This window comes from Streptomyces sp. NPDC004732 (assembly GCF_040609235.1).
Lineage (GTDB): Bacteria > Actinomycetota > Actinomycetes > Streptomycetales > Streptomycetaceae > Streptomyces.
Window position 1 is genome coordinate 620,586 of sequence record NZ_JBEXJR010000002.1, and the last position, 26,997, is coordinate 647,582.

A 26,997-nucleotide genomic window follows, 5' to 3' on the forward strand; every position below is an offset into this window, starting at 1 on the left:
CCGGAGCCGGCCGGCCTCCGTCCCGGAACCCGGCCGAGTCCCCGGCCTCTTCCCCGCCAGATGTGGCCGAAACGGTTGCGCAGCCAACAACACATCGAGCACCATGCCTAGACGGGCGGGCAGCGAATCCTCCCGTCCACAACTTCATTGCCATTGGTCGATACCACGCGAGCGCCCCCCGTGCGCCGGGTCGGCCACCGGCACCCGAGCCAAAGCGGCGCACGCCCCCCTGGCGCCGCCCTCGAGGCACTGACGCGGCCCTGACGTCGGTGCTGACAGCGAAGGGCCCCGCGGATCCGTCCCGCGGGGCCCTTCGCTCTTTCCCGCCCCGGCCGCCCGACGGCCCGGCGGCCCAACAGCCCGGCAGCCCGGCAGCCCGGCAGCCCGGCAGGCCCGGCTACAGGTCCTGCACCTTGTTCACCTGCGCCTCGACGACCTCGGTCGGCACACCGAACTTCTTCGGCTCCAGCAGGTTGATCGAGTAGAAGGCCGCGAGCGTCGAACCGCTGCGGACGACGGTGAAGCTCATCGGCGTCTTCTGGCCCTCGATGACACCCACGACCTTGTACGAGACGGCGTCGTCGCCCGCCTTCGGCGCGGTCAGGGCGGCGACATCGCGGTACTTCGAGTCCGCGTGCTCGTAGGCCGTGCACTTCTTCGTGGCCGTCCGCAGGTCGTCCATGACCTGCTCCGCGTCGGCCTGCTCGTACGCGAGCAGCGCGAGCGAGATGACGGTGGCGTCCAGCTCGTCGGGGCCGGTCAGGGTCCGGCCGACCCGGGACGTCGCCGCGGGCTGGGACGCGAACATGAACATGTCGGCGAACGGCTGGCAGGCGGCCGGGTCGGCGGGCACGGTCTGCGAGGGCATGTCCGCCGCGGACAGCTTCTCGACCTTGTGGCCCTTGAGGTCGCCCTTGGCGAGCACCGCCTTCTCCAGGTCGGCGGCGGTCAGCGCGGTCGACTTCTTCTCGGCCGGGGCAGGCTTCTGCGACGACTTCTTGTCGCTGTCACGGCTGTCACGGCTGTCACGGCTGTTGCCGCTGCTGCCACTACTGCCGCTCTTGCCACTGTCGCCGCTGTCGCTGTCGCCGCCACACGCTGCGGTCAGGCCCAGCGCGACCATGACGGACGCGGCCACGACGGCCCGAGACACAGATGACTTCACGTTTCCTACCTTCAGTCTCACGGCACGGGCGACGGCCCGCGCCGAGGCGACATGAAAGCGGCAAGCACACGTCTCTGACCAGCGTTTTTCGTAACGATCGGAAACCGCCGAAAAGGTTGTACGGTGCGCGGCGGAGATCCGCCGGAGGAGCCCTAGACCTTGTCGAGCTGGGCGTCGACGATCTTGGGGTCCACCTTCGGGTCCTGGTCCGCCGTGGGCGTTCCACTGCCTCCCATGCCGTCCTTCTCGGCGTCCTTGTCGCGCTGGACGCCTTCGGGGTCGTACATGTTCGACGCACCGAAGACGGCGAGCGTCGAGCCGCTGCGCACGACCGTGACGCTCTCCCGTGTCACGTACTCGCCCCTGCGGTGGGCGATCTTGTACGAGACGGCCTCGTCGCCCTTGTCCGGCGCGGCCAGCGACCGGGCGCCGAGGTAACGCTGCTCTCCGGCCCGGAAGGCGGCGCACTTCTTCGACCGCAGCGCCGCGCGCAGATCCGCCATCGCCTGCTTGGCATCGGTCCCGGCGTACGAGGAAAGACCGACGTCGGTCGTCGTGGAGTCCTTGCCGTCGGCGGCGGTCAGGAGGCGGCCGACGTGGGATTTCGCCTTGTCCGGAGCGACGTCGCCTGTGCCGGAACCGCCCCCGCCGAGCATCGCCGCGAGCGGGCCGCACTCCGCGCGGGACGGCTTCCCCGAGCCCGCCCCCGCCTCGGACTCGTCCGGCTCCTCGACCTTGTAGCCCTTCACGTCCGCCGCAGTGAGGGCCGCCTTCTCCAGCTTCGAGGGGCCCGCACTCGCGCCCGGCTTCGCGGACTTCCGGGCATCGCCGTCGCCGCCGTCACTCCCACTCCCGCCGCAGCCCGCACTCGCTCCGAGCGCGACCACGACCGAGACGACCGCCACGACCCGCGACACAGCTGACTTCACGTTCTGTTTCCCCCACCGGCTTGCTGTCCTGCACCTGGAACCAGGACTGGAATCAGAACTGGAATCAGGACTACGCCAGCTACGACGGAGGAAGATCGGATCTGGTTCCCCGCGGTCTCACCAGCCCCACATCCAGAAGCGGAACGGGCTGAGCAGGGCAATCGCGAGAGCCATGCCGCCGATGACGATCACCACGCTCCACACCCGGCGGCTGCGCTCGGACCGCCCGCCGCGGGCCCCCGTCGAGCCCGTCGGCGCCGACCGCCACTCGTCCGGACGCCACCGCTCGGACTCGGCCTCGCGCTTCGCGCGCCTGCGGCGGAACCGCCCCGCCTCCTCGACCCGTCGACGCGCGGCCTCCTCGTCCAGGCGCCGCAGCCGCTCGGCCACCATGCGCGCCCGTGCGGACGGCTCCTTCGGCGCGGACGAACGGATCTCCCGCTCGCTGTCGTTCTCGAATCTCTCCCACACCTCGTCGGGTATGGCCACGCTGTCCCTCCCCAATCCCCGGATTTCCCCAGATTTCCGCGGGTTTCCCCGAACTCATGTGCCCTTTGGGCGGGGGAAGTTCTACGGCACCCCCTCACGGCAGCACAAGTCCCACCCGCACCCCACCGACGCTGTGAGCCACGCCACATAAGAATTCTGTGAAATCGAGGACAACCATTCACAGGGATCGCAGGTCATGCATGCAGTAACAACGGCCACACCCGCGTCCCCACCGCGGAGGCCTCCACCTCCGCGCTGCCGACCCGGCAGTGCACCGGACTTCTGAGGTCTTCATGAAGCTTCGTCGTGCCATGGCTGCCGCGGCCGCTACGGCTGTCATAGCCCCGATCGCGCTGCTCTCGGCCCCGGCTGCTTCAGCGACCGAGGACACGCCCACGCCGCCCGCCCCGTCCTCGGGAACCCCGACGGCGCCCGTGACGCCGACCCCGCCGGTGACCCCGCCCGTGACGCCTCCCGTGGAAACGCCCGAGACGCCCAAGACGCCCAAGCCGGCCGACAAGCCGACCCGGCCCCAGGTACCCCCGGCGCCCGGGAAGGACCTGGAGGACGAGCTCCCGCCGGTCCCGGACGAGGACGCCGAGGAAGAGCCCGAGATGTGCCCGTCCGACGACGGCGACACGGACGACGAATCCGTACTCGAGGTCGACCTCGTCGGACTGCCCAAGAAGATCGTCGCGGGCAGCGGCTGGCACCAGTTCAAGCTGAACGCCGCCAACCCCACCGACGAGCCGCTGGGCGAGGTGGACTGGACGGCGTTCGTGAACAACCTCGGCGACGACCCGGAGAAGAAGGACGGGCTGCGGTACTTCACCGAGGTGCAGTTCCTCGACCCGGAGACCGATGAGTGGACGAAGGTCGAGAGCCCGCGCGGCGAGGGGCTCGCCTACGGCACCGTCGATCTGGACGCCGAGGACAAGGCCGTCATCAAGCTGCGGGCCAAGGTCAGCGCCAAGGCTCCGGCCGTGGACGGGTACGTGGAAGGTCTCGGCAGCTACGTCGACTCCGAGCAGGACTGCACGCACACGTCGTCCGAGTACCGGCCGCTCACCATCGTCAAGGCCGGTGGCGACACGTCGCCCACGCCCAAGCCGAAGCCGTCCAAGACCGCGCAGGCCGGTTCGGAGCCGCAGCCGCAGGGCAGCGCCGAGGAGTCCCCGACCCCGGCCCCGGTCACCGGCAACCTCGCCGAGACCGGCTCCAGCTCGATGCTGCCGACCGTCGGCATCGTCGGCGGCATCGCCGTCGTCGCCGGTGCGGGCGTCGTGTTCGCCGTGCGTCGCCGCAAGGCCGACGGCACCGTCTGAGCCGGCACCGAGCCGTCCGGGCCGCCCCGAGCGGCTGACGGACGGCACCTGATCACGCGGAAGGACCTGCGCTCGGAGGGGGGCGCAGGTCCTTACGTGTGTCCGGGGCGGACCGGACTCACTTCTTGGGCGGCACCGCAGGCATCCCGAGGAACGGCAGCTTCAGCGCGCCGAAGGCGTCCGCGGGGACCGCGGGGGTCTTCGGCTCGACGGGGGCGAGCCGCACGTACTCCCTGCCCTGCGCCGGACGCGGGTCCTCAGCGCCCTTGTTGGGCCAGAACGACATGGCGCGCTCGGCCTGCGCGGTGATCGTCAGGGACGGGTTCACGCCCAGGTTCGCGGAGACTGCGGCGCCGTCGACGACCGAGATGCCGGGGTGGCCGTAGAGCCGGTGGTAGGGGTCGATGACGCCCGTGTGCGCGGAGTCGCCGATCGGGCAGCCGCCGAGGAAGTGCGCGGTCAGCGGGGTGCCCATGAGCTCGCCGACGTTCGAGCCCGGGAACCCGTTGATCTCGTCGGAGAGGATCGTCGCCGCGCGAGTGGCCTCGTGGATCTGTTCGGGGTTGGGTGCGCCGTGGCCCTGCCGGGCGGTGAGCAGCCCCTTCCCGACGCCCTTCTCCTTGCGGTACGTGGTCAGGGAGTTGTCGAGCGACTGCATGACCAGACCGATGATGGTCCGCTCCGACCAGCGCCGGTTGGAGAGCGAGCGGACCGTCAGCCACGGGTGGCGTGCCACGTTGCCGAGCCAGCCCGCGACCCGCGCCTTGCCGCCCTGCACGCTGTACGGGACCTGGAGCACCGTCAGGCCGCCCATGGCGTTGGACTTCTTGCCGTAGCGGACGGGCTCGATGTGGGTGTTGTCGTTCGGGTGGATCGACGAGGTGATCGCGACGCCCTTGGTGAAGTCGGCCTTCTCGGCCCCGTGCCGCTTGCGGTAGCGGCGGTCGGTGGTCTGGGCGCCCACCAGCGCTTCGGAGTTGGTGCGGGTGAGGGTGCCGAGCCGCTCGGAGATCTGCGGCAGCAGGCCGGTGTCCTTCATGCGGTGCAGGAGCGTCTGCGTGCCGTACGTACCGGCGGCGACGACGACCTTGCGGGCCTTGAAGGTGCGCCCCTTGCCCTTGCGCTTGTCGTCGGTCGGCAGGGTCGCGACGGCGAAGCCGCCCCGGGAGTCCTCGGTGACGGCGACGACCGACGTCATCGGGTGGACGACCGCACCGGCCTTCTCCGCCAGGTACAGGTAGTTCTCGTTCAGGGTGTTCTTCGCGCCGTGCCGACAGCCGGTCATGCACTCGCCGCACTCGGTGCAGGCCCTGCGGGACGGGCCCGCGCCGCCGAAGTAGGGGTCGGGCACCTCGGCGCCGGGCCGGGACGTCGACGTACCGTCCGCGTCCTTCTCGTCGCCGAAGAAGACGCCGACGGGCGCCATGTGGAAGCTGTCGCCGACCCCCATCGTCTGGGCGGTGGCCTTCAGATGGACGTCCGACGGCGTCATCGTCGGATTGAGCCGCACCCCGAGCATGCGCTTGGCCTGCTCGTAGTAGGGGTGCAGCTCGTCCTGCCAATCCGTGATGTCCTTCCACTGCGCGTCCTTGAAGAACGGCTCGGGCGGCACGTAGAGGGTGTTGGCGTAGTTCAGCGAGCCGCCGCCGACCCCGGCGCCCGCGAGGACCATCACGTTGCCGAGCAGGTGGATGCGCTGGATGCCGAACAGGCCGAGCGCCGGGGCCCACAAGTAGTTCTTCAGGTCCCAGGAGTTCTTGGGCAGCGTCGCGCGCGTGAAGCGTCGGCCCGCCTCAAGGACGCCGACGCGGTAGCCCTTCTCCGTCAGGCGCAGCGCGGACACCGAGCCGCCGAAGCCGCTGCCGATGACAACGACGTCGTAGTCGTAGTCGTACTCGTCATGGTCATACGCGTCATGGCCGTGCTCGTCATGTCCGTGCTCGTCATGGTCGTACGAAGCGTCGTCGCCCGCCCGGTTCCGGGCAGAGCTCTCCTGTGACATTGACTCTCCTCGTTGAGAACTAACGCACTAGCGCAGGCGAAGCGCCTTCATGACCTTCAGGCTGGTGCTCATGAACGCCGCGTACTTCTCGTCGTCAAGGCCGAACGACGGCGCCAGCGGCATGACCCGCTGGGTGGCGACGGTCTGCGCCTCGGTGTACTTGAGGATTCCCTCGGAGCCGTGCCGTCGGCCGAGGCCGGAGTCCTTCATGCCGCCCATCGGCGACTGCACGCTGCCGTAGGCGGGCGCGAAGCCCTCGTTGACGTTGACCGTGCCGGTGCGCAGCCGGGCGGCGACCTTGCGGCCGCGGCCGCCGTCCTTCGTCCAGACCGAGGAGTTCAGGCCGTACGGCGTGCCGTTGGCGAGCTCGACCGCCTCGTTCTCGTCCGTGAAGCGGTAGATGGAGACGACCGGGCCGAAGGTCTCCTCGTTGCAGACGGCCATCGGCGCCTCGACGCCGTCCAGGATCGTCGGCTCGAAGAAGTACGGGCCGATGTCGGGGCGCGCCGCGCCGCCCGCGACGAGCGTGGCGCCCTTGGCGACGGCCTCCTCGACGTGCCGGGTCACGGTCTCCAGCTGCCGCTCGCCGACGAGGGAGCCCATGTCGGCGCCGTACGCGAGGGACTTGCCGAGCCGCATCGCCTTGGTGCGCTCCGCGAAGCGCGCCACGAACTCGTCCGCGATCGACTCGTGGACGTACAGCCGCTCGATGGAGATGCACAGCTGACCGGCGGAGGAGAAGCAGGCGCGCACCGCGCCCGACGCGGCCTTGTCGATGTCGGCGTCGTGCAGCACCAGCATGGCGTTCTTGCCGCCGAGTTCGAGCGAGACGCCGACCAGGCGGGCGGCCGCCCCCTGCGCGACCTCGCGGCCGGTGCGGGTGGAGCCGGTGAAGGAGACGTAGTCGGCGTGCTTGACGACCTCGGGGCCGACGACCGGGCCCTCGCCGAGGACGACCTGGAAGACCTCCGCGGGCAGGCCCGCCTCGATGATCAGGTCGCGGGCCCACAGCGCGGTCAGACAGGTGGCCGTGTCGGGCTTCATCACGAGGGCGTTGCCCGCGACGAGGGCGGGCAGCGCGTCGCCGACGGAGAGCTCCAACGGGTAGTTCCACGGGGCGATCTGCCCGACGACGCCGCGCGGCTGACGGTTCTCGGTGACCTTGGTGAGGACCGGGACGACGCCGGTGTGCCGCTTCGGGCCCAGGTACGCGGGGGCCCTGCGGCCGTAGTGCCTGGCGGCGACCACGACGGCCTGGACCTCCTCGTGCGCGTGCAGACGGGCCTTGCCGGTCTCCAGCTGGATCAGGTCGAGGACCTCGGCCTGGCGCTGCAGCACCAGGTCGTGGAAGCGCAGCAGGACGGCGGCGCGCTGCTTCACGGGGGTCCTGGCCCAGGCGATCTGGGCGGTGCGGGCCCGCTGGAAGGCGGTGGCCACGTCCTCGGGGGTGGACTCGGGCAGGTCGGCCAGCTTCTCGCCGGTGAGCGGCGAGTGGTTGGCCGTCCGTCCCGACCCGATGACGTCACGGGTGAGCTGGGCGATCAGCTCGGGCGTGACCACGTCGGCGGCGGTGCGCGCGCCTTCGGGGGCCGGGGCGGTCGGGTTCGTTCCGAGGGGCGCTGCGGTGGCCTGCGAGTCCGTCATGCTCGTGAGAGTAGGCCTACGTCAGGGTTTTGGGTACCCATCGGTAACGGGGGTTCACGACATGCGCACACGACGCCAGTGATTGCTGGCGACAAAGCCGCTGATCAGGGCGTTACCGATCCCTCATCAAAGTTTGTCGAGCTCCAGGTCGGCGATCGCGGTCTCGGCCACCTCACGGCCCCGCTCGGTGAAGTCGCCCTTGCCGGGGTACCCGATCGTCAGCTTGTACATGTCGCCGGACTTGGTCTTGTAGTAGAGGACCCGGAGCTCGCGCGGAAGCGGGTTCTGGCTGTCGCTTGAGGCGTAGACGACGGTGTTCTCCGCGGCCTTGCGATCCTTGAACGTCGTCTCCTTGCCGTCGCTCTTGGGCGCGGGTTCGGAGGCCATGCCCAGTTCGTAGTTGCCGGACTGCTTGAAGTCGGCGTTGTCGTCCCACATCTCCGCGGCGGCGGTCTCGGCGATCTTGCCGCTGTCGTCCTCGGACTTCTTGTCCAGGGAGAGGTTGATCCAGACGCTGCCGCTCGGGTCGGTGTACTGGACCCAGTGCGTCTCAGGGGTCTTGTTGTCGTCCTCGGACTTCTTGTAGCCCTCGGGCACGGCGACGGTCGCCGCGAGCTCCTTCGAAGCGTGCTTCTCCCAGCCCGCCGCGTCCGAGCCCCCGAAGGGGTTCAGCGCCACGAGCACGCCCGCGGCCACGGCCACGACGACCACACCGGCGACGGCGGCCAGCGCCTTGCGGCTCAGGAAGATCCCCTTGCCGCGCTCCTGGCCGTCGACGGCCGCGACGGTGACGTGCTGCGTCGGCGCGGGCTGCGGGGGCCTGGCCGCCTCCTCCAGGAGTACGCGGACCTGCGCGGCGTTCGGGCGCTGGGCGGGGTCCTTGGCCAGCAGCCGGTTGATCGCCTCGGCGAGCGGGCCCGAGGCGGACGCGGGCGCGGCGGGCGTCGCGTTCAGGACGGACTGGAGCGTCGCGGGGGTGTTGGTGCGGCGGAACGGCGAGACGCCCTCGGTCGCCGCGTACAGGACGACTCCGAGCGACCAGAGGTCGGACGCGGGTCCTGGCCGCTGGCCGAGCACCCGCTCCGGCGCGATGAACTCGGGCGAACCGACGAAACCGCCGGTGTCCGTCAGATTCGTCTCGCCCTCGATCTGGGCGATGCCGAAGTCGGTGAGGACGACGCGGTCGTGCCTGCCGAGCATCACGTTGTCCGGCTTCACGTCGCGGTGCAGGATGCCCGCCTGGTGCGCGGCGTCGAGGGCGTTCAGAACGTCGAGCCCGACCCGCGCGGCCTCGCGGGCGCCGAGCGTGCCCTCCTGGAGCGCGGCGCCCAGGGAACGGCCCTGGACGAGCTCCATCACGATCCACGGCTGACCGTCCTCGACCGCCACGTCATGGACGTTGACCACGGCCGGGTGGTCCAGGCGGGCGGCGGCGCGCGCCTCGCGGCGCATCCGCTCGAAGGCGTTGGCCCGCTCGCGCTCCGGCAGGTGGTCGGGGAGGCGCGGCTCCTTCACGGCGACCTCCCGGTCCACCGTCTCGTCCTTGGCGCGCCACACCGTGCCCATGCCGCCGTGGCCGAGCTTGGCGAGCAGCCGGTAGCGGTTCGCGACCAGTCGGCCCGCGCCCGGCTCGGGCTCGGGCGACTGGTTCGGCGGCTGGTTCGGCGACTGGTTCGGCGACTGGTTCGGCGACTGGTTCGGCGACTGGTTCGGCACGGCCTGGGTGGGCTGGGCCTGCGGCTGCGCATAGGGGTTGTCGGGGTGGGCCCCACCGCTCGGGCCGGATTGTCCCGGTACGCCCGGCTGTTGTGGTGGCTGAAGGCCGAAACTGGTGGGTTCGTACGGCCCGTAGGAGGCTCCCCCGTCATTACTCATGACGACATGCCTACCTTGCCGGGCACCTCGGATTCCAGCCAGGCCCTGCATTGTGACCGGGGTGATGCACGTGCCCAGGCGTCATCGACGTACGAACGTGTCGACCGCCGCGTCGAAGTACCGCCGCGCCTGCGACGCCTCCCCGACCGGCCCCGAGACCCACACGTCGAGCATCCGGCCGTGCTCCTCCCAGCACAGGTCGAAGGTGCGGCGGCCGCCCTTCTCGCCGCCGGTCCCGTCCCGGGAGAACTCCCGCTGGGCGGCCGGTCTGCCGTTGCGCGTGGTCTCGGTGACCCTGCTGTCGCGGTAACCGGCCTGGTCGCGCGGGCCGTTCGCGTCGGCGCGGCGCTGCGCCGCGAGCGGGCCGCCCGGTCCGGCCGCCGTTTCCTCTATGCCGATGCGGTACGTGCCGTCGGGCGAGGCGTAGAAGACGCGGGGGCCGTCCACCCGGCGCCGGAACCCTTCGGGGACGGCGAGCGCGAAGCCCTTGGGGTCCTTCGCGATGCGGTAGCCCTGGGGCGCCTCGGGCGACGACGGCGTCGGCGTGCGGCTCGTCACGGTGACCGTCGGCGTCGGTGAGCCGTGCGCCGACGTGGCGGACGAGGGGGCCGGTGTGCCACCGCCGTCGCCGCCCCTGCTCAACAGGAGCGCCGCGGAGACTCCCGCACCCGCGAGGGCGGCCACCAGCGCCGCGGCGATCATGAAGGTCCTGCCGTGCTTCTCCGGCCGCACGAGCCCCGCGGCGGCCTGCGCGGCGAGGAGCTCCCGCTCGGCCGCCGTGGGGGCGCCCCGGCCCGTCCGGCCCGGAAACCCCGGCAGTCCGGGCAGCCCCCGCCCCGGCGACCCGGGCCCCGGTCTCTCCCGCACCACCGCGGGCATCCGCCCCGTCTCGACGTACACCCGCAGCAGCCCCTCCGCCTCCGCCGCGCCGAGCCGCCGCGCCGGATCGCGGTCGAGGAGGCCGAGCACCACGGGCAGCAGCGGGTCGACGGACGCGGGTGGCCGGATCTCGTCGATGACGACCGCGTGCAGGACACCGCCGATGGAGTCGCGGCGGAACGGCGACTCCCCGGCCAGCGCGGTGACCAGCAACGCGCCCAGCGACCACAGATCGGACTCGGGCCCCGTCCGCTCCCCCGCCATCCGCTCCGGCGCGGTGTACTCGGGCGAGCCCACGAACGACCCGACCTCCGTGAGCGTCGTCGCGCCCGTGAGCTGCGCGATGCCGAAGTCGGTGAGCACGACACGGTCGGTCGCCCGCTCCAGGAGCACGTTGGCGGGCTTGAGGTCACGGTGCAGGATGCCCGCCTCGTGCGCGGTGCTCAGGGCACCGAGCAGGTCGATGCCCATCCGCGCCACGGCATGCGCGTCCAGCGGCCCGCCCCGCGCGATCCGCCCGGCCAGCGAGCCGCCGTCGATCAACTCCATGACGATGTACGGCTGCTCGTCCTGCACCACGACGTCATGGACGACGATGACGTGCGGATGCCGCAACTGCGCCACGGCCCGCGCCTCGCGCAGGGTCCGCTCGCGCTGCTGCTCCGCCTCGGCATCGGAGAGGGTCTCGTCGCGCACGAGTTCCTTGACGGCCACCCGGCGGCCGAGGAGCAGATCGGTGGCGCGCCACACGACCCCCATGCCGCCCCGGCCGAGCGGCGCCTCCAGGCGGTAACGGCCCGCGATCACCCGGGCGTTGCCTCCACCTGCCTCACCGGCGCGGTCTCCCAGGCTCCCCATGCGGCCATCATGCCCCACACGTGTGCGAACGGAATCGGTTCTGCGCACGCCGCGGGCCGGTTCCGGCCGCTGTCACCAGGCTCCCCAGGGAGCGTCAGGAGCGGGCGGGTGCGCTCACTTCTCCCGCCATCCACGGAGCATCGCGTCAAACTGTTCTCTGGTGGTGTCCCAGCCCTTTGCCGGGGCCGACATGTAGAGCACGTACTCCACGCCATCAGTGCCGAGATACGACTGAGAGATGGCGCGGCGCGGTCCCGCCGTCGTGTCGTTCGCACCTGCACTCCAGCTGAAGTCCCAGAGGGCGCCCGGCTGGTCGCGGAACGTGTTGGAGTTCAGCTCGAGCCGCTTGTACTGGGGCAGCTTGACCCGCAGGTTCTTCTCCAGCGCCAACTGGTGCATGTAGGTGCTCTCGAACTGCGGGTTCCTGTCGACGGCGATGCGCAGGAAACGACGCCCCCCGTCGGGGGTGTAGTCGACCTGGTTGCCGTCCGCCTCGCGCTTCCATCCCTTGGGCAGCATGAGGCTGAACCCGTCGGGGTCGGGCACCCGTTCCCAGTCGTCGGGGATGCCGCTCACGCCCTTGGCGGGCCCGTCGTCCGAGCCGTTCTGCGACTGGCTCTGGGTGTCATCCGCGAAGTGCAGATAGCCGAAGACGCCACCGCCGCCGAGCAGCGCGGCCGCGACGACGAGGGCGACGATCGCGGGCCACCGACGGCGCTCGCGCGCCTGGGGCCCGACGGTGACGGTGTAGGCGGCGGCGTCGGTCGGGGTGCCGCGGACGGGGGTGGAGGAGTGCGGCGTCGGGTGGGGAGCCGCGTGGGGCGTGGGGGGCGTGTGGGTCTGACCGTGGCCCTGGCTGTGGTTGTAGCCCTGGCTGGGGCTCTGGCTGCCGCTCTGCGTGTACGACGAGGACGGGTAGACCGCGGCGGGGTAGCCCGACGAGGGCTGCCCCTGCACGGCCGTGTGCGCGCCGGAGGCCGGGTGCACCTGCGTCGGCACGTACGCCTGCGCTCCCTGCGGGCGCCGCCCCTCCGCCGCCTCGGCCAGCATGTGTTCGGCCTCTTCGGCGGTCGGCCGGGTCGCCGGATCCTTGCGCAGCAGCGCGCTGATGACCGGGCCGAGGACGCCCGCGTGCCGGGGCGGCTCGGGCTCCTCCGTGACCACGGCCTGCATGGTGCCGATCGGCGACGTGCGCCGGAAGGGCGAGATGCCCTCGACGGCCGTGTACAGCGTGGCGCCGAGCGCCCACAGGTCGGACGCGGGGCCGGGGTTGCTGCCGCTCACGCGCTCGGGTGCCAGATAGTCGACGGAGCCGACGACTTCCCCGGTCCTCGTCACCGTGGAGTCGCCCTCGATCGCCGCGATCCCGAAGTCGGTGAGCAGGATCCGCCGGTCGTCGGCGAGCAGTACGTTGCCGGGCTTGACGTCGCGGTGCAGGACTCCGGCCGCGTGGGCGGCGCGGAGGGCCTTCAGGGTCCACAGGCCTATGCGGGCGGCCTCGATGGGCTCGACGCGCTCGTCGTCCTTGACCGCGTCCGCCAGCGAACGGCCCTCGACCAGCTCCATCACGATCCAGGGGCGGTCGTCGTACTGGAGTACGTCGTGCACGGTGACGACGGCGGGATGGTTGATCCGGGCGGCGGCCCGCGCCTCCGTCTGGGTACGCGTGAAGAGGACCGCGCGGTCGGCCTCCTGCACGAACTGCGCAGCCGTCAGCTCCTTGACGGCCACGGCCCGGTGCAGGACCTCGTCCTGCGCGCGCCACACCCGTCCCATGCCACCGCGGCCGATGGACTCTGCGAGTCGGTAGCGGCCCGCGAGGAGCAGTCCCTGCATCTGATTCACGTTCCCCCGCAATGGTCTTGACACAGCCAGGTTAAGGAGCGGGAGCCGTGCAGGGAACCACAGGGGGGCTTAGGAGACCGCACTGTGACGCATGCCGTGCATGTCCCGATGGTCGGAATCGACTCAGTCGGTGACCCGATAAGTGGCCGTCGCCTGCTCGTACAGCCGTGTCACTTCGTCCCGCTCGGCCTCCGGTCCCCGCACCTGGAGCACGTGGTACTTCCCGCCGACGACCATCGCGAGATTGCGTACGAAGACCTCGCTGCCCGCATCGTCCTGCCAGGTGAACTGCCCTTCCGCCATGGCCCGTCCACCGACGTCGATGCGGCGCATGCCGCTGGAGGTCGCCCAGGAGGAGTCGCGGAACGGCTGCAGCTCGCGCTCGTGCTCGCGCTGGTACTTCATGGGGTCGTTGCCGTAGCTGTCGGTGGTGTCGCGGCCCGGCACCAGCAGCAGCTCGAAGCTTCCGTGGGTGTAACGGACCTGGCCCCTGCCGTTCTTGGGCTGCCGGTCCCAGCCTCCCGCCACGGCGACGTGGAAGCCCTCGGGGTCCTTGCGCACGGTGAATCCCCGGGGCACCTCGGGGTCGGAGCTCTGCGGCCGCTGCGAACTGGGGCTCTTCCCGGGCTTGTCCTTGTCTTTGGCCTTGCCCTTGCCCTCGTCCGTCTCCTTGCCCTTGCCCTTGTCGGGTTCCTTCTCTTCGTCCTTGCTGTCGCTCGGTTCCGGGGCCGAGCTGACCTCGCCCGCGGTCCCCGCGCGGTCGCCCGAGCGGTCGTCGGACTTGGGCATGAACACCAGGGCGTACGCGATCGCCGCGGCGAGACCGAGCAGGATGGCGATCAGCAGCAGCCGACCCAGCGAACGCGGGCGGGCGGGGCCGCGGGTCTGCGGCTCGCGGGGTGGCCTGGGGCCGCTGTGGCCCTGCAGGGGCGAGACGACGGGCACGTCGTGCCCCGGCCCGCCCTTCGTCCTGCCGCCGCTGCCCTTGCCGCGCTTGTGCCGACCGTGCCCCTCACTGCTCTTCCCCGCGGCACCGGCGGCACCGGTGACCGCGGCTCCACGCCGCTTGCGCACGATCTCGCCCCGTCGGCGTACGACGGGCAGCCGGCCCGCGTCGTACGGCGGCACCGGCACGACGTGCGCCCCTGCCTCCGGCTCGGGCGCGGACCGCACCAGCGAACGCAGCCAGCCGCTCGCCTCCTCGAAGTCGAGCCGCTCGGTCGGGTCCTGACGCAGTAACGACTCGACCACCGGCCGCAGGGGTCCGCACTCCTCGGCGAAGGCGGGCGGCTCGGCGCACACGAGCTGCACGAGCTCGGCCGAGCTGTCCTCCGGGTACGGCGCGTGGCCCTGAACGGCACGGAAGAGCAGCGCTCCCAGGGCCCACAGATCGGTGGCGGGGCCGATCGGCGCGGCGAGCTGCCAGTTCTCGTGCACGGGTCCGGCCTGCTCGGGCGCCCACCGCTCGGTGACGGCCCCGACGACGACCATGCGCGCGTGCCGGGCCCGTTCGGCGGCGAGGGCGGTGGCGGGCCCGCGCGAAGGGGCGCCTTCGGCCGCGCCGTCGTCCCATCCCCCGCGCGTGCTCTCGCTCGGGTCCTTGCGCGGCACCGCCCCGTGCCAGGGCTTCTTGCCCGCCACGCCATAGGGGTCCGAGATCCGTCCGGCGGGTTCGGGGGCGGGTTCGGGCTCAGCCGCTTGATACGCCGTCACGGCCGCCGTGGGCCCGGACCACGCACCGCTCCCCGCCGACTCCGGCGCGGGCTCGAGCACCACGTCTTCGGAGTGCACTGTGTGCCCTGCGTGCTCTGAGTGCCCTGAGTGCTCCGCATACTCCGCCACATTGCCGACCGACCCCGCAGAGCCCGCCGCCTCCCCGGCCTCGACCGGTCGGGGGTCGTACCCGCAGAGCGCTTCCTCGGCCGCGCCCGCCGCGAGGCCCGTCAGCATCACGCGGCCGTCATCGCATATCAACACGGTCCGCGCGGTGATGTTCCGGTGCACCCAGCCGTACGCGTGCAGCACCCGCAGCGCCGCCAGGACGTCCGCCGCGACCTCGGCCGCGCGGTACGGACTCAGCGGCCGGTCCGCGAGGAGCGCCGCCAGCGGCCTCGCGGCGACCAACTCACTCACTATCCACAGCGAGCCGTCCTCCGCGAACACGTCGAAGACCTGGTCGAGCCGTGGATGGTCGGGGATCTGGGCGGCGGTCTGCGCCGCCTCTATCGCGCGCAGCACCGCCGGATCCGTGGGCCTGCGCGCCGCCCTGGTCCCCGACCGACGCACGCCGGGGCCGCCCGCCCCCGCCCGCGGCAGGAACCCCTCGGGCAGATCGTCCTCGTCGAGCACCTCCGCCTCGACGATCTCGGGCAGCGGCACCTGCCGGACGAGGACTTCCTGCCCGCTGTACGTGTCAAAGGCGCGCGACTCGGCGAATTCGTACACGTCGGAGGGCGGCAGCGGCAGGCGGTAGCGGTCGGCGAGCACCCGTCCCGCGTAGTCGTCCACGATGCCTTCCCCGTCCGCCCGGTGGTCAAATCCGTTCGTCTTGCGGCGCGTTGCGGCTGTGTACGGTCCGCAAGCACTCACGATACGTGCCGTGAGCGAACCGCAATGAGGGGATGCCAGATCCCGGGCTCAGGACTTCGGCTCGAACGTCCTGGTGAAGGTCCGCCACGCGGCCCGCCGCTTCTCGCTGCCCCAGTCGTCGGCCTTGGCCGTATACATCATTCCGTAGCCCAGGCCGCCGTTGACGACGAATCCGCGGTCTATCGACCGGTACTTGGTCCCGCCGTCCACGTAGGTGAATTCCCAGTCGGCCGTGTTCCAGCCGCGGAAGCCGACCTTCTCTATCCGGATCCGGTCGTACTGCGGCCGGACCATGTAGTTTTCCTGGCTCTTCCAGTCGCTGACCGGGTTGTCCTTGGGCGTGGTCGTCCAGCCGATCAGCAGCTTCTGCCCGTCGGGGCCGCCGAAGCGCGCGCCCGCCCGGCCGGTGGACTGGAACTTCCACCCCTTCGGAAGCCCGATCTTGAAGCCCTGGGAGTGCTTGTACGTCGACTCGGCGCCGTCACCCGGCTTCTTGTCGTCGTCCTTGCCCGGGTCGTGCCCCTCGCCCTCGTCCGGGCTGGGACTCGCGTCCTTGCCCGGGTCCTTGCTCGCGTCGTCGCCGGTGCCGGTGCCCTTGTCGGCTTCCTTGCCGGAGTCCTTGTCCTCGCCCTTGCCCTGGCCCCCGCCGCCGGTCGCCCCGGCGGACGCGGCCTTGTCGCCGCCCTTGTTGTCCTCGCTGCTTTCGCCGTCGTCCCCGAGCGCGAGGGCGAGCACCGTCCCGAGCACGGCGAGCACGACCACCATGGTCACTATGACCAGCGTCCGGCGCGGCACCACATCGGTGAGCGACGCCTTGGCGGGCGCCCGCGGCGGCTGTCCCCCGGCACCGGAAGTACCGGCAGAACCAGAAGAGCCAGAAGAACCGGAAGAAGGAGAACCGGTGGACGCGGACGTCGTCGAGGCCCCGGCCGCCCCCGTGCCCCGCGCGGTGGCGGACGCGGCCGCCTTGCGCACGGACTGCAGGGCGCCCTTCAGCCGGTCGGCGGCCTCCTCGGCCTTGCGCCCTGCGGGACGCGATGCCCCGGACGTCGCCGCGGTCCCGGTCCCGGTGGCCCCAGGAGCCCCGGCAGTCCCAGCGGGAGCGGAGGCAGAGGTCCCGGCCGCTCCCTGCGCGGCACCAGCCGCACTCCCCGCACCGGCCACTCCAGCCGCACCAGCAGCGGCGCCCGCGGCCTTCGTGGCCCTGGACGACTTCGTGCCCTTCGAAGACTTCGTCAGCCTGCTCGACTTCGACGCCTTCGGGGCCCGCGGCGGCTTGGGCGGGGCCGGAGGCAGCGGCACCACCTTGGTCGCATCGAGCGGCTCGGGCTCCGGCTTGGCCTCAGGGGCGTGTATGACGTCGATGAGGAGCGCCCGCGCTCCCGCGTCGTCGAGCCGCTGCTCCGGGTCCTTGGCGAGCAGGCCGTAGATGACCTTCTCCAACGGTCCCGCGTTGGTGGGCTGTTCGACGTCCTCGGTCATCACCGCGGTGAGGGTCGCGATGGCGGACCCCTTGTCGTACGGGGGGACGCCCTCCACGGCCGCGTACAACAGGCCGCCCAGCGACCACATGTCGGCCGCGGGGCCGGGCTTGTGCCCTCGTGCGCGCTCCGGGGCGATGTACGACGGGGCGCCCACGAGCATGCCGGTGGACGTGATCGACGGGTCACCCTCGACCTGAGCGATGCCGAAGTCCGTGAGGACGACCCGGCCGTCCTCGGCGATCAGCACGTTCGACGGCTTCACGTCGCGGTGCAGGATGCCTTCCCGGTGGGCCGACCGCAGCACGTCGAGCACGGCGAGGCCGACCTCGGCCGCACGTCGCGGCGTGAGCAGCCCGTCCTCGCGGATCGCCTCGGCAAGGGACTTGCCCTCGACGAGCTCCATCACGATCCACGGGCGGTCGTCCTCGTCGACCACGTCGTACACCGTCACGGCGCTGGTGTTGCGGATCCGCGCGATCGCCTTGGCCTCACGCAGCGTGCGCGTGATGAGCCGCCGCTTCTCCTCCTCGTCGATGCTCGAGGGGAACCGCAGTTCCTTCACCGCGACCGTGCGCCCAAGGGTTTCGTCCTTGGCCCGCCAGACGGTGCCCATGCCTCCGCGGCCGAGCACCTCTCCCAGCCGGTACCGGCCGGCGAGGAGACGTTCGCTCTTGTCCCGACGGGCGTCACCCGTCTGCTCCGCGTCCGACATGCGTCCCCTCTGCTGCTACCGCTGCTACCCGAGCAACCCGCCCTGACAGAGCCTTCATTGTCCCTTACCCGGGGACCGGTCGGCGCCCAGGGTCCGTCGGCCCTCTTCCCGTGCCCCATGATGGACCGCGCACGAGGAGGGACCGCCTTGCCGACAGCTCGCTCAATACCGGCCATCCTGCTGGCGGCGGCGCTCATCGGCCTGGCGGCGGGCCGCCCGCAACCCGCGGCACCGGCCACGGACTCCACTCTTCCGCTGCTCACCACCCGGGGCAAGGCCCCGGCCGCGGCGCTCCTGAGCCGCACTCAGCCCGAACCGCCCCCGGGTGCACGCACCCTACGCCACCAGGCATCTCCCGTCGCCGTGCAACTCTCCGCACAACAGTCCCCGCCGTCACGCCCCGCGTGGCCGAAGTACTCCGTGCCGAGCCCGCGCCCCTCTCTGCACTTCGCCCGCACCGGCCCCTCCCTGACCCGCGCCGACCACTTCAGGGTGGGCAGCATCACCAAGACGTTCATCGCCACCGTCGTCCTCCAACTCGCCGCCGAACACCGTCTGTCCCTGTCCGACCCGGTGGAGCACCATCTGCCCGGACTCGTGCACGGACCGGGCATCGACGGCCGCACCGTCACCCTGCGCGCCCTGCTCACCCACACCAGCGGCCTCCACGACTTCACCGCCGACACCAGAGGCACCACCCCCGTCACCCCCGCCCGGGCGGTCCGCACCGCCCTCACCCACCCGGCGGCCCCCGCGAGCCGCTGGACGTACTCCAATACGAACTACGTCGTACTCGGCATGGTCATCGAACGGGTCACCGGCAACTCGTACGCCACCGAAGCCGAACGCCGCATCCTTCTCCCCCTCCACCTCACCGGCACCTCGTTCCCCGGCGCCCGCACCACGCTCCCCTCACCGCACGGCCGCGCGTTCACCGGCAACGGCCGGGACATCACCGCGCTCGACCCCCGCGTGGCCGGTGCCGCCGGCGAACTGATCTCCACCCTCACCGACCTGAACCGCTTCTACGCCGCCCTGCTCTCCGGCCGCCTCCTGCCCGCGCCGCTGCTGCACGAGATGCTCAACACCCGCCTCGCACACGGCCACTACGGCATGGGCCTGTACCCGCACAAGCTCCCCTGCGGCACCACCGTCTGGGGCCACAACGGCCGCATCGCAGGCAGCTACGTCCGCACCGCCGCCACCCGCGACGGCCGACGGGTCATCACCTTCCGGGTCAACACGGACAAGCTGGCCGACCCGGCCCTGGAACCTGCCCTCCTGACAGCCCAGTTCTGCCCCCGCGCCCCTTAGCCGAGCGGCACGATGTCGGGCGCGCCCAGCCGAGCCGCGTCCGCCGTCAGGTCGTCCGGCTGACGCTGCGACTCCCGCTCGGCCTCCACCCGCTTCTCGTAGTGCTGGACCTCCCGCTCGATCTGGTCCTTGTCCCAGCCGAGGACCGGCGCCATCAACTCGGCGCACTCCCGGGCGCTGCGCGTGCCCCGGTCGAACGTCTCGATGGAGATGCGCGTCCGCCGCGTCAGCACGTCGTCCAGGTGGCGGGCGCCCTCGTGGGAGGCGGCGTAGACCACTTCGGCCCGCAGGTAGTCGTCGGCCGCCTGCAAGGGGGCGCCGAGGGTCGGGTCCGCGGTGATGAGTTCGAGGACCTCTTCGGCCAGCGAGCCGTACCGATTCAGCAGGTGCTCCACGCGCACCACGTGCAGGCCCGTCCGGGCGGCGATCCTCGCGCGGGCGTTCCACAGCGCCTTGTACCCCTCGGCGCCGACCAGGGGGATGTCTTCCGTGACGCAGTCGGCGACGCGCTGGTCCAGGGCGTGCACCGCCTCGTCGACGGCATCCTTGGCCATCACCCGGTACGTCGTGTACTTGCCGCCCGCGACGACGACCAGGCCCGGGGCCGGATGCGCGACCGTGTGCTCGCGGGACAGCTTGCTGGTGGCGTCCGACTCGCCCGCGAGCAGTGGCCGCAGGCCCGCGTACACCCCCTGGACGTCGTCCCGGGAGAGGGGCCTGGCGAGCACCGAGTTCACATGCTCCAGGAGATAGTCGATGTCGGCGCTGGAGGCGGCCGGGTGCGCCTTGTCGAGGTCCCAGTCCGTGTCGGTCGTGCCCACGATCCAGTGGCGTCCCCACGGGATGACGAAGAGGACGCTCTTCTCGGTGCGCAGGATCAGTCCGGTCGTCGCGTTGATCCGGTCCTTGGGCACGACCAGGTGGATGCCCTTGGAGGCCCTGACGTGGAACTGGCCGCGCTCGCCGACCATGGCCTGGGTGTCGTCCGTCCACACCCCGGTCGCGTTCACGACCTGCTTGGCCCTGACCTCGTACTCCCCGCCGCCCTCCACGTCCTGCACCCGGGCGCCGACGACGCGCTCGCCCTCGCGCAGGAAGCCGGTGACCTTGGCGCGGTTGGCGACCTTCGCGCCATACGCCGAAGCGGTGCGGACCAGCGTTGCCACATAGCGGGCGTCGTCCATCTGGGCGTCGTAGTACTGCATGGCGCCGACCAGGGCGTCCTTCTTCAGGCACGGGGCGACGCGCAGGGCGTGGCGGCGGGTCAGATGGCGGTGCATGGGCAGGCCGCGGCCGTGTCCGCGGGACATCGACATGGCGTCGTAGAGCGCGACGCCCGATCCGGCGTACAACCTCTCCCAGCCCTTGTGCTGCAAGGGGTAGAGGAACGGGACCGGCTTCACGAGGTGCGGGGCGAGGCGCTCCAGGAGCAGGCCGCGCTCCTTCAGCGCCTCCCGCACGAGGGCGAAGTCGAGCATCTCCAGATAGCGGAGGCCGCCGTGGATCAGCTTGCTCGACCGGCTCGACGTGCCGGATGCCCAGTCGCGGGCCTCGACCAGGCCGGTGGACAGGCCGCGGGTCACCGCGTCGAGTGCCGTGCCCGCGCCGACCACGCCTGCGCCCACGACCAGGATGTCCAGCTCCCGTTCGGCCATTCCCGCCAGTGACTCGGCGCGCTCCGCCGGCCCCAGTGTCGCTGTCCTCACCGCTGCCTCCCGCTGTGATCGGGTGTGGTCGGACTCACATCATGCCCAGATTTCCCCGCCGCTCGCTGAACGCGACCCCAGCCTGTGGACAACACTCCGGAGTCCCGCGCGGTGCAATACCGCAAATCGGTCATATTTACTCCTAGTCTGACATTGCGCTGGTCCGCCTTGTCCACAGGGCTTGCGCACTCGTTCCACTCCGGCTATTGGGAGGACGGCCCACCGCCATGCCCGCAGATCTCGCCGTCATCGGTCTCGGCCACCTCGGCCTGCCCCTCGCGCAGGCCGCCGTCGCACGCGGCATCGACACCATCGGCTACGACCCCGCCCGCGCCGCCGACCTGGCCGGCGGCAGACTGCCCTGCGACGGCGCCGAGGGCACCCTCACCGCCGCCGACGTCCGCCGGATGCTCTCGGGGGGCTTCCGGCCGACCGTCAACCCGGCCGAGCTCGGCCGGGTCCGCACCGCTGTCATCTGCGCCCCCACTCCGCCGGCGGCCGACCGCTCGCTCGACTTCGGCCAGGTGGCCGACGCGGCCCATGCGCTGGCCGCACGGCTGCGTCCGCACACCACCGTGATCCTTGAGTCCCCCGCGTACCCGGGGACCACCGAGGAATTCCTCCGTCCGATCCTCGAATCGGGTTCGGGCCTGCGGGCCGGGCGCGACTTCCACCTCGCGTACTCCCCCGGACGCCTCGACCCCGGCAACCGCTCCCACGGCTACGCGGGCACCCCCAAGGTCATCGGCGGCCTCACCCCGGCCTGCACCGAGTCCGCCGCCACCTTCTACGGCCGCCTCACCGACAAGGTCGTCCGCGCCCGCGGCCCCCGCGAGGCCGAGACCGTGCACCTCCTGGAGACCAACTACCGGCACGTGAACATGGCCCTGGTCAACGAGATGGCGGTGCTCTGCCACGACCTCGGCATCGACCTGTGGGACGTCATCCGCTGCGCCGAGACCAAGCCCTTCGGCTTCCAGGCCTTCCGCCCCGGGCCCGGCGTCGGCGGCCACGGCGTCCCCCTGGACGTCCCGAACCCCTCCCGCGGCGCCCGCCCCCTGCGCATGGTCGAGCTGGCCCAGCAGGTCAACGACCGCATGCCCCAGTACGTCATCCAGCGCTCGGCGACCCTGCTCAACGAGCACGGCAAGTCCGTCCGCGGCGCCCGCGTCCTGCTCCTCGGCGTCACCTACAAGCCCGACCTCGCCGACCAGCAGGGCGCCCCCGCCCAGGAGGTGGCGACCCGCCTCATGGAGCTCGGCGCGGCCGTCAGCTACCACGATCCGTACGTGCCCAACTGGAGCGTGCTCGGCCGCCCCGTCCCGCGCGCGGACTCCCTCTACGAGGCCGCGGCCGACGCCGACCTCACGATCCTGCTCCAGCACCACCGCACGTACGACCTGCAGGGCCTCGCCGTGAAGGCCCAGCTGCTCCTGGACACCCGGGGCGCGACCCCGGCGGGCGCGGCACACCGCCTATGACGACGAGAAGGGCCCCGGTACGAAGTACCGGGGCCCTTCCGCGCAGCGTACGAACGACGTGTCAGCGCTTGTGCTGCGAGTCCGCGACCGTCACCTCGACGCGCTGGAACTCCTTGAGCTCGCTGTAGCCCGTGGTCGCCATCGCGCGGCGCAGCGCTCCGAAGAAGTTCATCGAGCCGTCCGGGATGTGCGACGGGCCGGTGAGGACCTCCTCCGTGGTGCCGACCGTGCCGAGGTCGACCTTCTTGCCGCGCGGCACGTCCTCGTGGACGGCCTCCATGCCCCAGTGGTGGCCCTTGCCGGGCGCGTCCGTGGCGCGGGCCAGCGGGGAGCCCATCATCACGGAGTCGGCGCCGCACGCGATGGCCTTGGGCAGGTCGCCGGACCAGCCGACGCCGCCGTCGGCGATCACGTGCACGTAGCGACCGCCGGACTCGTCCATGTAGTCACGGCGGGCGGCCGCGACGTCGGCGACCGCGGTGGCCATCGGCACCTGGATGCCCAGCACGTTGCGCGTGGTGTGCGCGGCGCCGCCGCCGAAGCCGACCAGGACGCCCGCGGCGCCCGTGCGCATGAGGTGCAGCGCCGCGGTGTACGTGGCGCAGCCGCCGACGATGACCGGGACGTCCAGCTCGTAGATGAACTGCTTCAGGTTCAGCGGCTCGGCCGCGCCGGAGACGTGCTCGGCGGAGACGGTGGTGCCGCGGATCACGAAGATGTCGACCCCGGCGTCCACGACGGCCTTGGAGAACTCGGCGGTGCGCTGCGGGGAGAGCGCGGCGGCGGTGACCACACCGGCGTCGCGCACCTCCTTGATGCGCTGGCCGATGAGGTCGGCCTTGATCGGGGCCGCGTAGATCTCCTGGAGGCGCCGGGTCGCGGTCTCCGCGTCCAGCTCGGCGATCTCGTCGAGCAGCGGCTGCGGGTCCTCGTACCGCGTCCAGAGGCCCTCGAGGTTCAGGACGCCGAGGCCGCCCAGCTCACCGATCCGGATGGCGGTCTGCGGCGAGACCACCGAGTCCATCGGAGCGGCCAGGAAGGGCAGCTCGAAGCGGTAGGCGTCGATCTGCCACGCGATCGAGACCTCCTTCGGGTCGCGGGTGCGCCGACTCGGTACGACGGCGATGTCGTCGAAGGCGTACGCGCGGCGGCCGCGCTTGCCGCGCCCGATCTCGATCTCAGTCACGTTGTGGGGCCTTTCCCTCTTGGTCTGCCTGTCCAGTATCCCCGACGCACACGGAAGGGGCGGTCCCGGTGATCCGGGACCGCCCCTTCCACGCGCGCGTGGCGCCGGAAGACTACTTGCTGCGGCTGTAGTTCGGCGCTTCGACCGTCATCTGGATGTCGTGCGGGTGGCTCTCCTTGAGGCCCGCCGACGTGATGCGTACGAAACGGCCGTTGGCCTGGAGGTCGGGGACGGTGCGGCCGCCGACGTAGAACATCGACTGGCGCAGTCCGCCCACCAGCTGGTGGACGACCGCCGAGAGCGGGCCCCGGTAGGGAACCTGGCCCTCGATGCCCTCGGGCACCAGCTTCTCGTCGGAGGCGACGCCCTCCTGGAAGTACCGGTCCTTGGAGAAGGAGCGCTGGTCGCCGCGCGTCTGCATGGCGCCGAGCGAGCCCATGCCGCGGTACGACTTGAACTGCTTGCCGTTGATGAAGAGCAGCTCTCCGGGGGACTCCTCACAGCCTGCGAGCAGGGAGCCCAGCATGACCGTGTCCGCACCGGCGACGAGCGCCTTGGCGATGTCTCCGGAGTACTGCAGGCCGCCGTCGCCGATGACCGGGACACCGGCCTCCTTGGCAGCGAGCGACGCTTCGTAGATGGCCGTTACCTGCGGTACGCCGATACCGGCGACGACGCGGGTCGTGCAGATGGAGCCGGGTCCGACGCCGACCTTGATGCCGTCGACACCGGCGTCGATGAGCGCCTTGGCGCCGTCGCGCGTCGCGATGTTGCCGCCGATGACGTCGACGCCGGGGGCGTCGGACTTGATCTTGGCGACCATGTCGCCGACCAGGCGGGAGTGGCCGTGCGCGGTGTCGACGACGATGAAGTCGACGCCCGCCGCGACGAGGGCCTGGGCGCGCTCGAACGCATCACCCGCGACACCCACGGCGGCACCCACCAGGAGGCGGCCTCCGGCGTCCTTGGACGCGTTCGGGTACTTCTCGGCCTTCACGAAGTCCTTGACCGTGATGAGGCCCTTGAGGATGCCCGCGTCGTCGACCAGCGGAAGCTTCTCGATCTTGTGGCGGCGCAGCAGCTCCATGGCGTCCACGCCGGAGATGCCGACCTTGCCGGTGACGAGCGGCATCGGCGTCATGACCTCGCGCACCTGGCGCGTGCGGTCCGACTCGAAGGCCATGTCGCGGTTGGTCACGATGCCGAGCAGCTTGCCCGCCTGGTCGGTGACCGGGACGCCGCTGATGCGGAACTTCGCGCAGATCGCGTCGGCCTCGGCGAGCGTCGCGTCCGGGTGCACCGTGATCGGGTCGGTGACCATGCCGGACTCGGAGCGCTTCACCAGGTCGACCTGGTTGGCCTGGTCGGCGATGGAGAGGTTGCGGTGCAGCACACCGACGCCGCCCTGCCGCGCCATGGCGATCGCCATGCGGGACTCGGTGACCTTGTCCATCGCCGCGGACAGCAGCGGGACGTTCACCCGGACGTTCTTCGAGACGAGCGAGGAAGTGTCGATCTGGTCGGGCGCCATGTCCGACGCGCCCGGCAGCAGCAGCACGTCGTCGTAGGTCAGCCCGAGCGTCGCGAATTTCTCGGGCACCCCAGTCGAAGTACCGCCGTTTACAGTCATGACACCTTCCCCAAATGGCCTTGATCGGTGCGGATGTCCATGCTAACGGCCTTCGAGCGTGTCTCATTCCACGATCAAGATCATTGCCAAGCTTTGTACGTTCGCACGTACGCCACCGCAACCCCCGCAAGGATCCGGACTACTGCTCCGCGAGCGCCCGCAGCCTGCTCAGCGCCCGGTGCTGCGCGACCCGCACCGCCCCGGGGGACATCCCCAGCATCTGCCCGGTCTCCTCGGCCGTGAGGCCGACGGCGATCCGCAGGAGCAGCAGCTCGCGCTGGTTGTCCGGAAGGTTGGCGAGGAGCTTCTTGGCCCACTCGGCATCGCTGCTGAGCAGGGCGCGCTCCTCCGGGCCGAGCGAGTCGTCGGGCCGCTCGGGCATCTCGTCCGAGGGCACGGCGGTGGATCCGGGGTGCCGCATCGCCGCGCGCTGCAGATCGGCCACCTTGTGTGCCGCGATCGCGAAGACGAACGCTTCGAAGGGGCGCCCCGTGTCCTTGTAGCGCGGCAGGGCCAGGAGCACGGCGACGCATACTTCCTGCGCCAGGTCCTCCACGAAGTGCCGCGCGTCACCCGGAAGCCGGGACAGACGGGTGCGGCAGTAGCGCAGCGCGAGGGGGTGGACGTGGGCCAGGAGGTCGTGCGTGGCCTGCTCGTCGCCCTCCACAGCGCGTAGAACGAGGGCACCGATCACCGTCGTCTTGTCATCGCGCATCGGTCCATGGTGCCTTGACGGCGACTGATCCGTGGCACCGCGTCCGTAGTTGTGCACTGAAGCGTTATGAGCAGGTGCGCCGGAACTCATCTCCTGCGCCCTCCCCTCCCGCTCGATCGACTCGTCCCCGAGGAACTCCACACCTCAAGGATGCGGCATCGGCGGCGAAACAAGCGTCGCCGGGCGTACGTCGCCCCGCCCACCGGACGGCGGGCGGGGATCGCCGTGCCCCCGCGACGGCACATTCAGCGGACCAGACCCCAGCGGAAACCGAGCGCCACGGCATGTGCGCGGTCCGAGGCGCCGAGCTTCTTGAAGAGCCGCCTGGCGTGCGTTTTCACGGTGTCCTCGGAGAGGAAGAGCTCGCGCCCGATCTCCGCGTTCGAGCGGCCGTGGCTCATACCTTCGAGGACTTGGATCTCACGCGCGGTGAGGGTGGGCGCGGCGCCCATCTCGGCCGAGCGCAGTCTGCGCGGAGCGAGCCGCCACGTCGGGTCGGCGAGCGCCTGGGTGACGGTCGCGCGCAGTTCGGCACGCGAGGCGTCCTTGTGCAGATAGCCGCGGGCACCGGCCGCGACCGCGAGCGCGACCCCGTCCAGGTCCTCGGCGACGGTGAGCATGATGATGCGCGCACCGGGGTCGGCGGACAGCAGCCGGCGGACGGTCTCCACGCCGCCGAGTCCGGGCATGCGTACGTCCATCAGAATCAGGTCCGAGCGGTCGGCGCCCCAGCGGCGGAGGACTTCCTCGCCGTTGGCCGCCGTGGTCACGCGCTCGACGCCGGGCACGGTCGCTACCGCGCGGCGGAGCGCCTCTCGGGCAAGCGGGGAGTCATCGCAGACGAGGACCGATGTCATGACTGTCCTCCGCGGCTCTCACAGCTGCTGCGCGTCACCTTGAGCCTCCAGGCTGGTACTTATTCGTCACCTGTGCGGTTGACGCTCTCGGACACCTGCCCGAGCGCTTGTTCTTTCAACCGCCTCGCACTCTCAACGACGGTCACCCGAAAGAGTTACGGGGCAGTCGGACACCTTCGGCACTCTACGTGAGGGTGCAGACACAGAGCAGAGAGCGCGGCAGACCCTCAACGTTTCATCACAACCTATGCCCCATTTAGCGCCTTTTCTTCCCTTTTCCTGGTGTCTATAGCTAGATTCGCAATGAGTCAT

General features: G+C 71.2%; 18 protein-coding genes. 3 read left to right on the plus strand and 15 right to left on the minus strand.

Features of this window, described 5'->3' with window-relative positions; translation table 11 throughout:
• Positions 1-397: 397 nt before the first annotated feature.
• The 3 genes from ABZV77_RS07420 to ABZV77_RS07430 all read right to left on the minus strand — a co-directional run bounded on the left by ABZV77_RS07420 (position 398) and on the right by ABZV77_RS07430 (position 2,583).
• The gene (locus tag ABZV77_RS07420; RefSeq protein ID WP_356251493.1) at positions 398-1,165 is read right to left on the minus strand and encodes a hypothetical protein; all 768 of its coding nucleotides are present in this window, start codon (positions 1,163-1,165) and stop codon (positions 398-400) included.
• Between the two features lie 152 nt (positions 1,166-1,317).
• On the minus strand, positions 1,318-2,094 hold the full coding sequence (locus tag ABZV77_RS07425) for a hypothetical protein (RefSeq protein ID WP_356251496.1): 777 nt from the start codon (positions 2,092-2,094) through the stop codon (positions 1,318-1,320).
• Between the two features lie 117 nt (positions 2,095-2,211).
• Positions 2,212-2,583: a hypothetical protein gene (locus ABZV77_RS07430; protein WP_356251499.1), complete on the minus strand. Its 372-nt coding sequence runs from the start codon at positions 2,581-2,583 to the stop codon at positions 2,212-2,214.
• 293 nt (positions 2,584-2,876) lie between these two features.
• On the opposite strand from ABZV77_RS07430, the gene ABZV77_RS07435 reads away from it, so the two are divergent.
• On the plus strand, positions 2,877-3,908 hold the full coding sequence (locus tag ABZV77_RS07435; protein WP_356251501.1) for an LAETG motif-containing sortase-dependent surface protein: 1,032 nt from the start codon (positions 2,877-2,879) through the stop codon (positions 3,906-3,908).
• 118 nt (positions 3,909-4,026) lie between these two features.
• On the opposite strand, the gene ABZV77_RS07440 is transcribed toward ABZV77_RS07435, so the two are convergent.
• The 7 genes from ABZV77_RS07440 to ABZV77_RS07470 form a co-directional block, all read right to left on the minus strand.
• The gene (locus tag ABZV77_RS07440) at positions 4,027-5,910 is read right to left on the minus strand and encodes a GMC family oxidoreductase (RefSeq protein ID WP_356251504.1); all 1,884 of its coding nucleotides are present in this window, start codon (positions 5,908-5,910) and stop codon (positions 4,027-4,029) included.
• 27 nt (positions 5,911-5,937) lie between these two features.
• The gene (locus ABZV77_RS07445; protein WP_356251506.1) at positions 5,938-7,554 is read right to left on the minus strand and encodes a succinic semialdehyde dehydrogenase; all 1,617 of its coding nucleotides are present in this window, start codon (positions 7,552-7,554) and stop codon (positions 5,938-5,940) included.
• A 126-nt stretch (positions 7,555-7,680) separates the two neighbouring features.
• The gene (locus tag ABZV77_RS07450; protein ID WP_356251509.1) at positions 7,681-9,429 is read right to left on the minus strand and encodes a protein kinase; all 1,749 of its coding nucleotides are present in this window, start codon (positions 9,427-9,429) and stop codon (positions 7,681-7,683) included.
• A gap of 81 nt (positions 9,430-9,510) precedes the next feature.
• Positions 9,511-11,166: a serine/threonine-protein kinase gene (locus ABZV77_RS07455; RefSeq protein ID WP_356251512.1), complete on the minus strand. Its 1,656-nt coding sequence runs from the start codon at positions 11,164-11,166 to the stop codon at positions 9,511-9,513.
• 114 nt (positions 11,167-11,280) lie between these two features.
• The gene (locus ABZV77_RS07460) at positions 11,281-13,002 is read right to left on the minus strand and encodes a serine/threonine-protein kinase (RefSeq protein ID WP_356251515.1); all 1,722 of its coding nucleotides are present in this window, start codon (positions 13,000-13,002) and stop codon (positions 11,281-11,283) included.
• A 132-nt stretch (positions 13,003-13,134) separates the two neighbouring features.
• The gene (locus ABZV77_RS07465; protein ID WP_356251518.1) at positions 13,135-15,519 is read right to left on the minus strand and encodes a protein kinase; all 2,385 of its coding nucleotides are present in this window, start codon (positions 15,517-15,519) and stop codon (positions 13,135-13,137) included.
• 129 nt (positions 15,520-15,648) lie between these two features.
• Positions 15,649-17,796, minus strand: a complete 2,148-nt coding sequence (locus tag ABZV77_RS07470; RefSeq protein WP_356251521.1) for a serine/threonine-protein kinase — start codon at positions 17,794-17,796, stop codon at positions 15,649-15,651.
• 147 nt (positions 17,797-17,943) lie between these two features.
• Between ABZV77_RS07470 and ABZV77_RS07475 the strand changes: the two genes are divergently transcribed.
• Positions 17,944-19,110: a serine hydrolase domain-containing protein gene (locus tag ABZV77_RS07475; protein ID WP_356251524.1), complete on the plus strand. Its 1,167-nt coding sequence runs from the start codon at positions 17,944-17,946 to the stop codon at positions 19,108-19,110.
• Here the strand turns inward: ABZV77_RS07475 and ABZV77_RS07480 are convergent.
• Positions 19,107-20,816 (minus strand): glycerol-3-phosphate dehydrogenase/oxidase, encoded by a 1,710-nt coding sequence (locus tag ABZV77_RS07480; RefSeq protein WP_356251527.1) that lies wholly within the window; start codon positions 20,814-20,816, stop codon positions 19,107-19,109. The genes ABZV77_RS07475 and ABZV77_RS07480 overlap by 4 nt on opposite strands.
• 227 nt (positions 20,817-21,043) lie before the next feature.
• On the opposite strand from ABZV77_RS07480, the gene ABZV77_RS07485 reads away from it, so the two are divergent.
• Positions 21,044-22,297: a nucleotide sugar dehydrogenase gene (locus ABZV77_RS07485; protein WP_356251529.1), complete on the plus strand. Its 1,254-nt coding sequence runs from the start codon at positions 21,044-21,046 to the stop codon at positions 22,295-22,297.
• A 61-nt stretch (positions 22,298-22,358) separates the two neighbouring features.
• Here the strand turns inward: ABZV77_RS07485 and ABZV77_RS07490 are convergent, their stop codons facing one another.
• From ABZV77_RS07490 to ABZV77_RS07505, 4 genes are all read right to left on the minus strand, one after another.
• The gene (locus ABZV77_RS07490) at positions 22,359-23,483 is read right to left on the minus strand and encodes a GuaB3 family IMP dehydrogenase-related protein (RefSeq protein ID WP_055563246.1); all 1,125 of its coding nucleotides are present in this window, start codon (positions 23,481-23,483) and stop codon (positions 22,359-22,361) included.
• A 112-nt stretch (positions 23,484-23,595) separates the two neighbouring features.
• The gene (guaB, locus tag ABZV77_RS07495; protein ID WP_356251531.1) at positions 23,596-25,113 is read right to left on the minus strand and encodes an IMP dehydrogenase; all 1,518 of its coding nucleotides are present in this window, start codon (positions 25,111-25,113) and stop codon (positions 23,596-23,598) included.
• 139 nt (positions 25,114-25,252) lie between these two features.
• A complete protein-coding gene (locus ABZV77_RS07500) occupies positions 25,253-25,828 on the minus strand; it encodes a sigma-70 family RNA polymerase sigma factor (RefSeq protein WP_055563244.1) in 576 nt (191 codons plus the stop codon).
• A gap of 245 nt (positions 25,829-26,073) precedes the next feature.
• Positions 26,074-26,685 (minus strand): response regulator transcription factor, encoded by a 612-nt coding sequence (locus ABZV77_RS07505; RefSeq protein WP_003948568.1) that lies wholly within the window; start codon positions 26,683-26,685, stop codon positions 26,074-26,076.
• Positions 26,686-26,997 lie beyond the last annotated feature (312 nt).

Coding starts and splice junctions, on each gene's coding strand:
- ABZV77_RS07505 (WP_003948568.1), bottom strand. CDS start 26,685: ATGACATCGGTCCTCGTCTGCGATGACTCCCCGCTTGCCCGAGAGGCG.
- ABZV77_RS07455 (WP_356251512.1), bottom strand. CDS start 11,166: ATGGGGAGCCTGGGAGACCGCGCCGGTGAGGCAGGTGGAGGCAACGCC.
- ABZV77_RS07435 (WP_356251501.1), top strand. CDS start 2,877: ATGAAGCTTCGTCGTGCCATGGCTGCCGCGGCCGCTACGGCTGTCATA.
- guaB (WP_356251531.1), bottom strand. CDS start 25,113: ATGACTGTAAACGGCGGTACTTCGACTGGGGTGCCCGAGAAATTCGCG.
- ABZV77_RS07445 (WP_356251506.1), bottom strand. CDS start 7,554: ATGACGGACTCGCAGGCCACCGCAGCGCCCCTCGGAACGAACCCGACC.
- ABZV77_RS07500 (WP_055563244.1), bottom strand. CDS start 25,828: ATGCGCGATGACAAGACGACGGTGATCGGTGCCCTCGTTCTACGCGCT.
- ABZV77_RS07470 (WP_356251521.1), bottom strand. CDS start 17,796: ATGTCGGACGCGGAGCAGACGGGTGACGCCCGTCGGGACAAGAGCGAA.
- ABZV77_RS07440 (WP_356251504.1), bottom strand. CDS start 5,910: ATGTCACAGGAGAGCTCTGCCCGGAACCGGGCGGGCGACGACGCTTCG.
- ABZV77_RS07450 (WP_356251509.1), bottom strand. CDS start 9,429: ATGAGTAATGACGGGGGAGCCTCCTACGGGCCGTACGAACCCACCAGT.
- ABZV77_RS07460 (WP_356251515.1), bottom strand. CDS start 13,002: ATGCAGGGACTGCTCCTCGCGGGCCGCTACCGACTCGCAGAGTCCATC.
- ABZV77_RS07485 (WP_356251529.1), top strand. CDS start 21,044: ATGCCCGCAGATCTCGCCGTCATCGGTCTCGGCCACCTCGGCCTGCCC.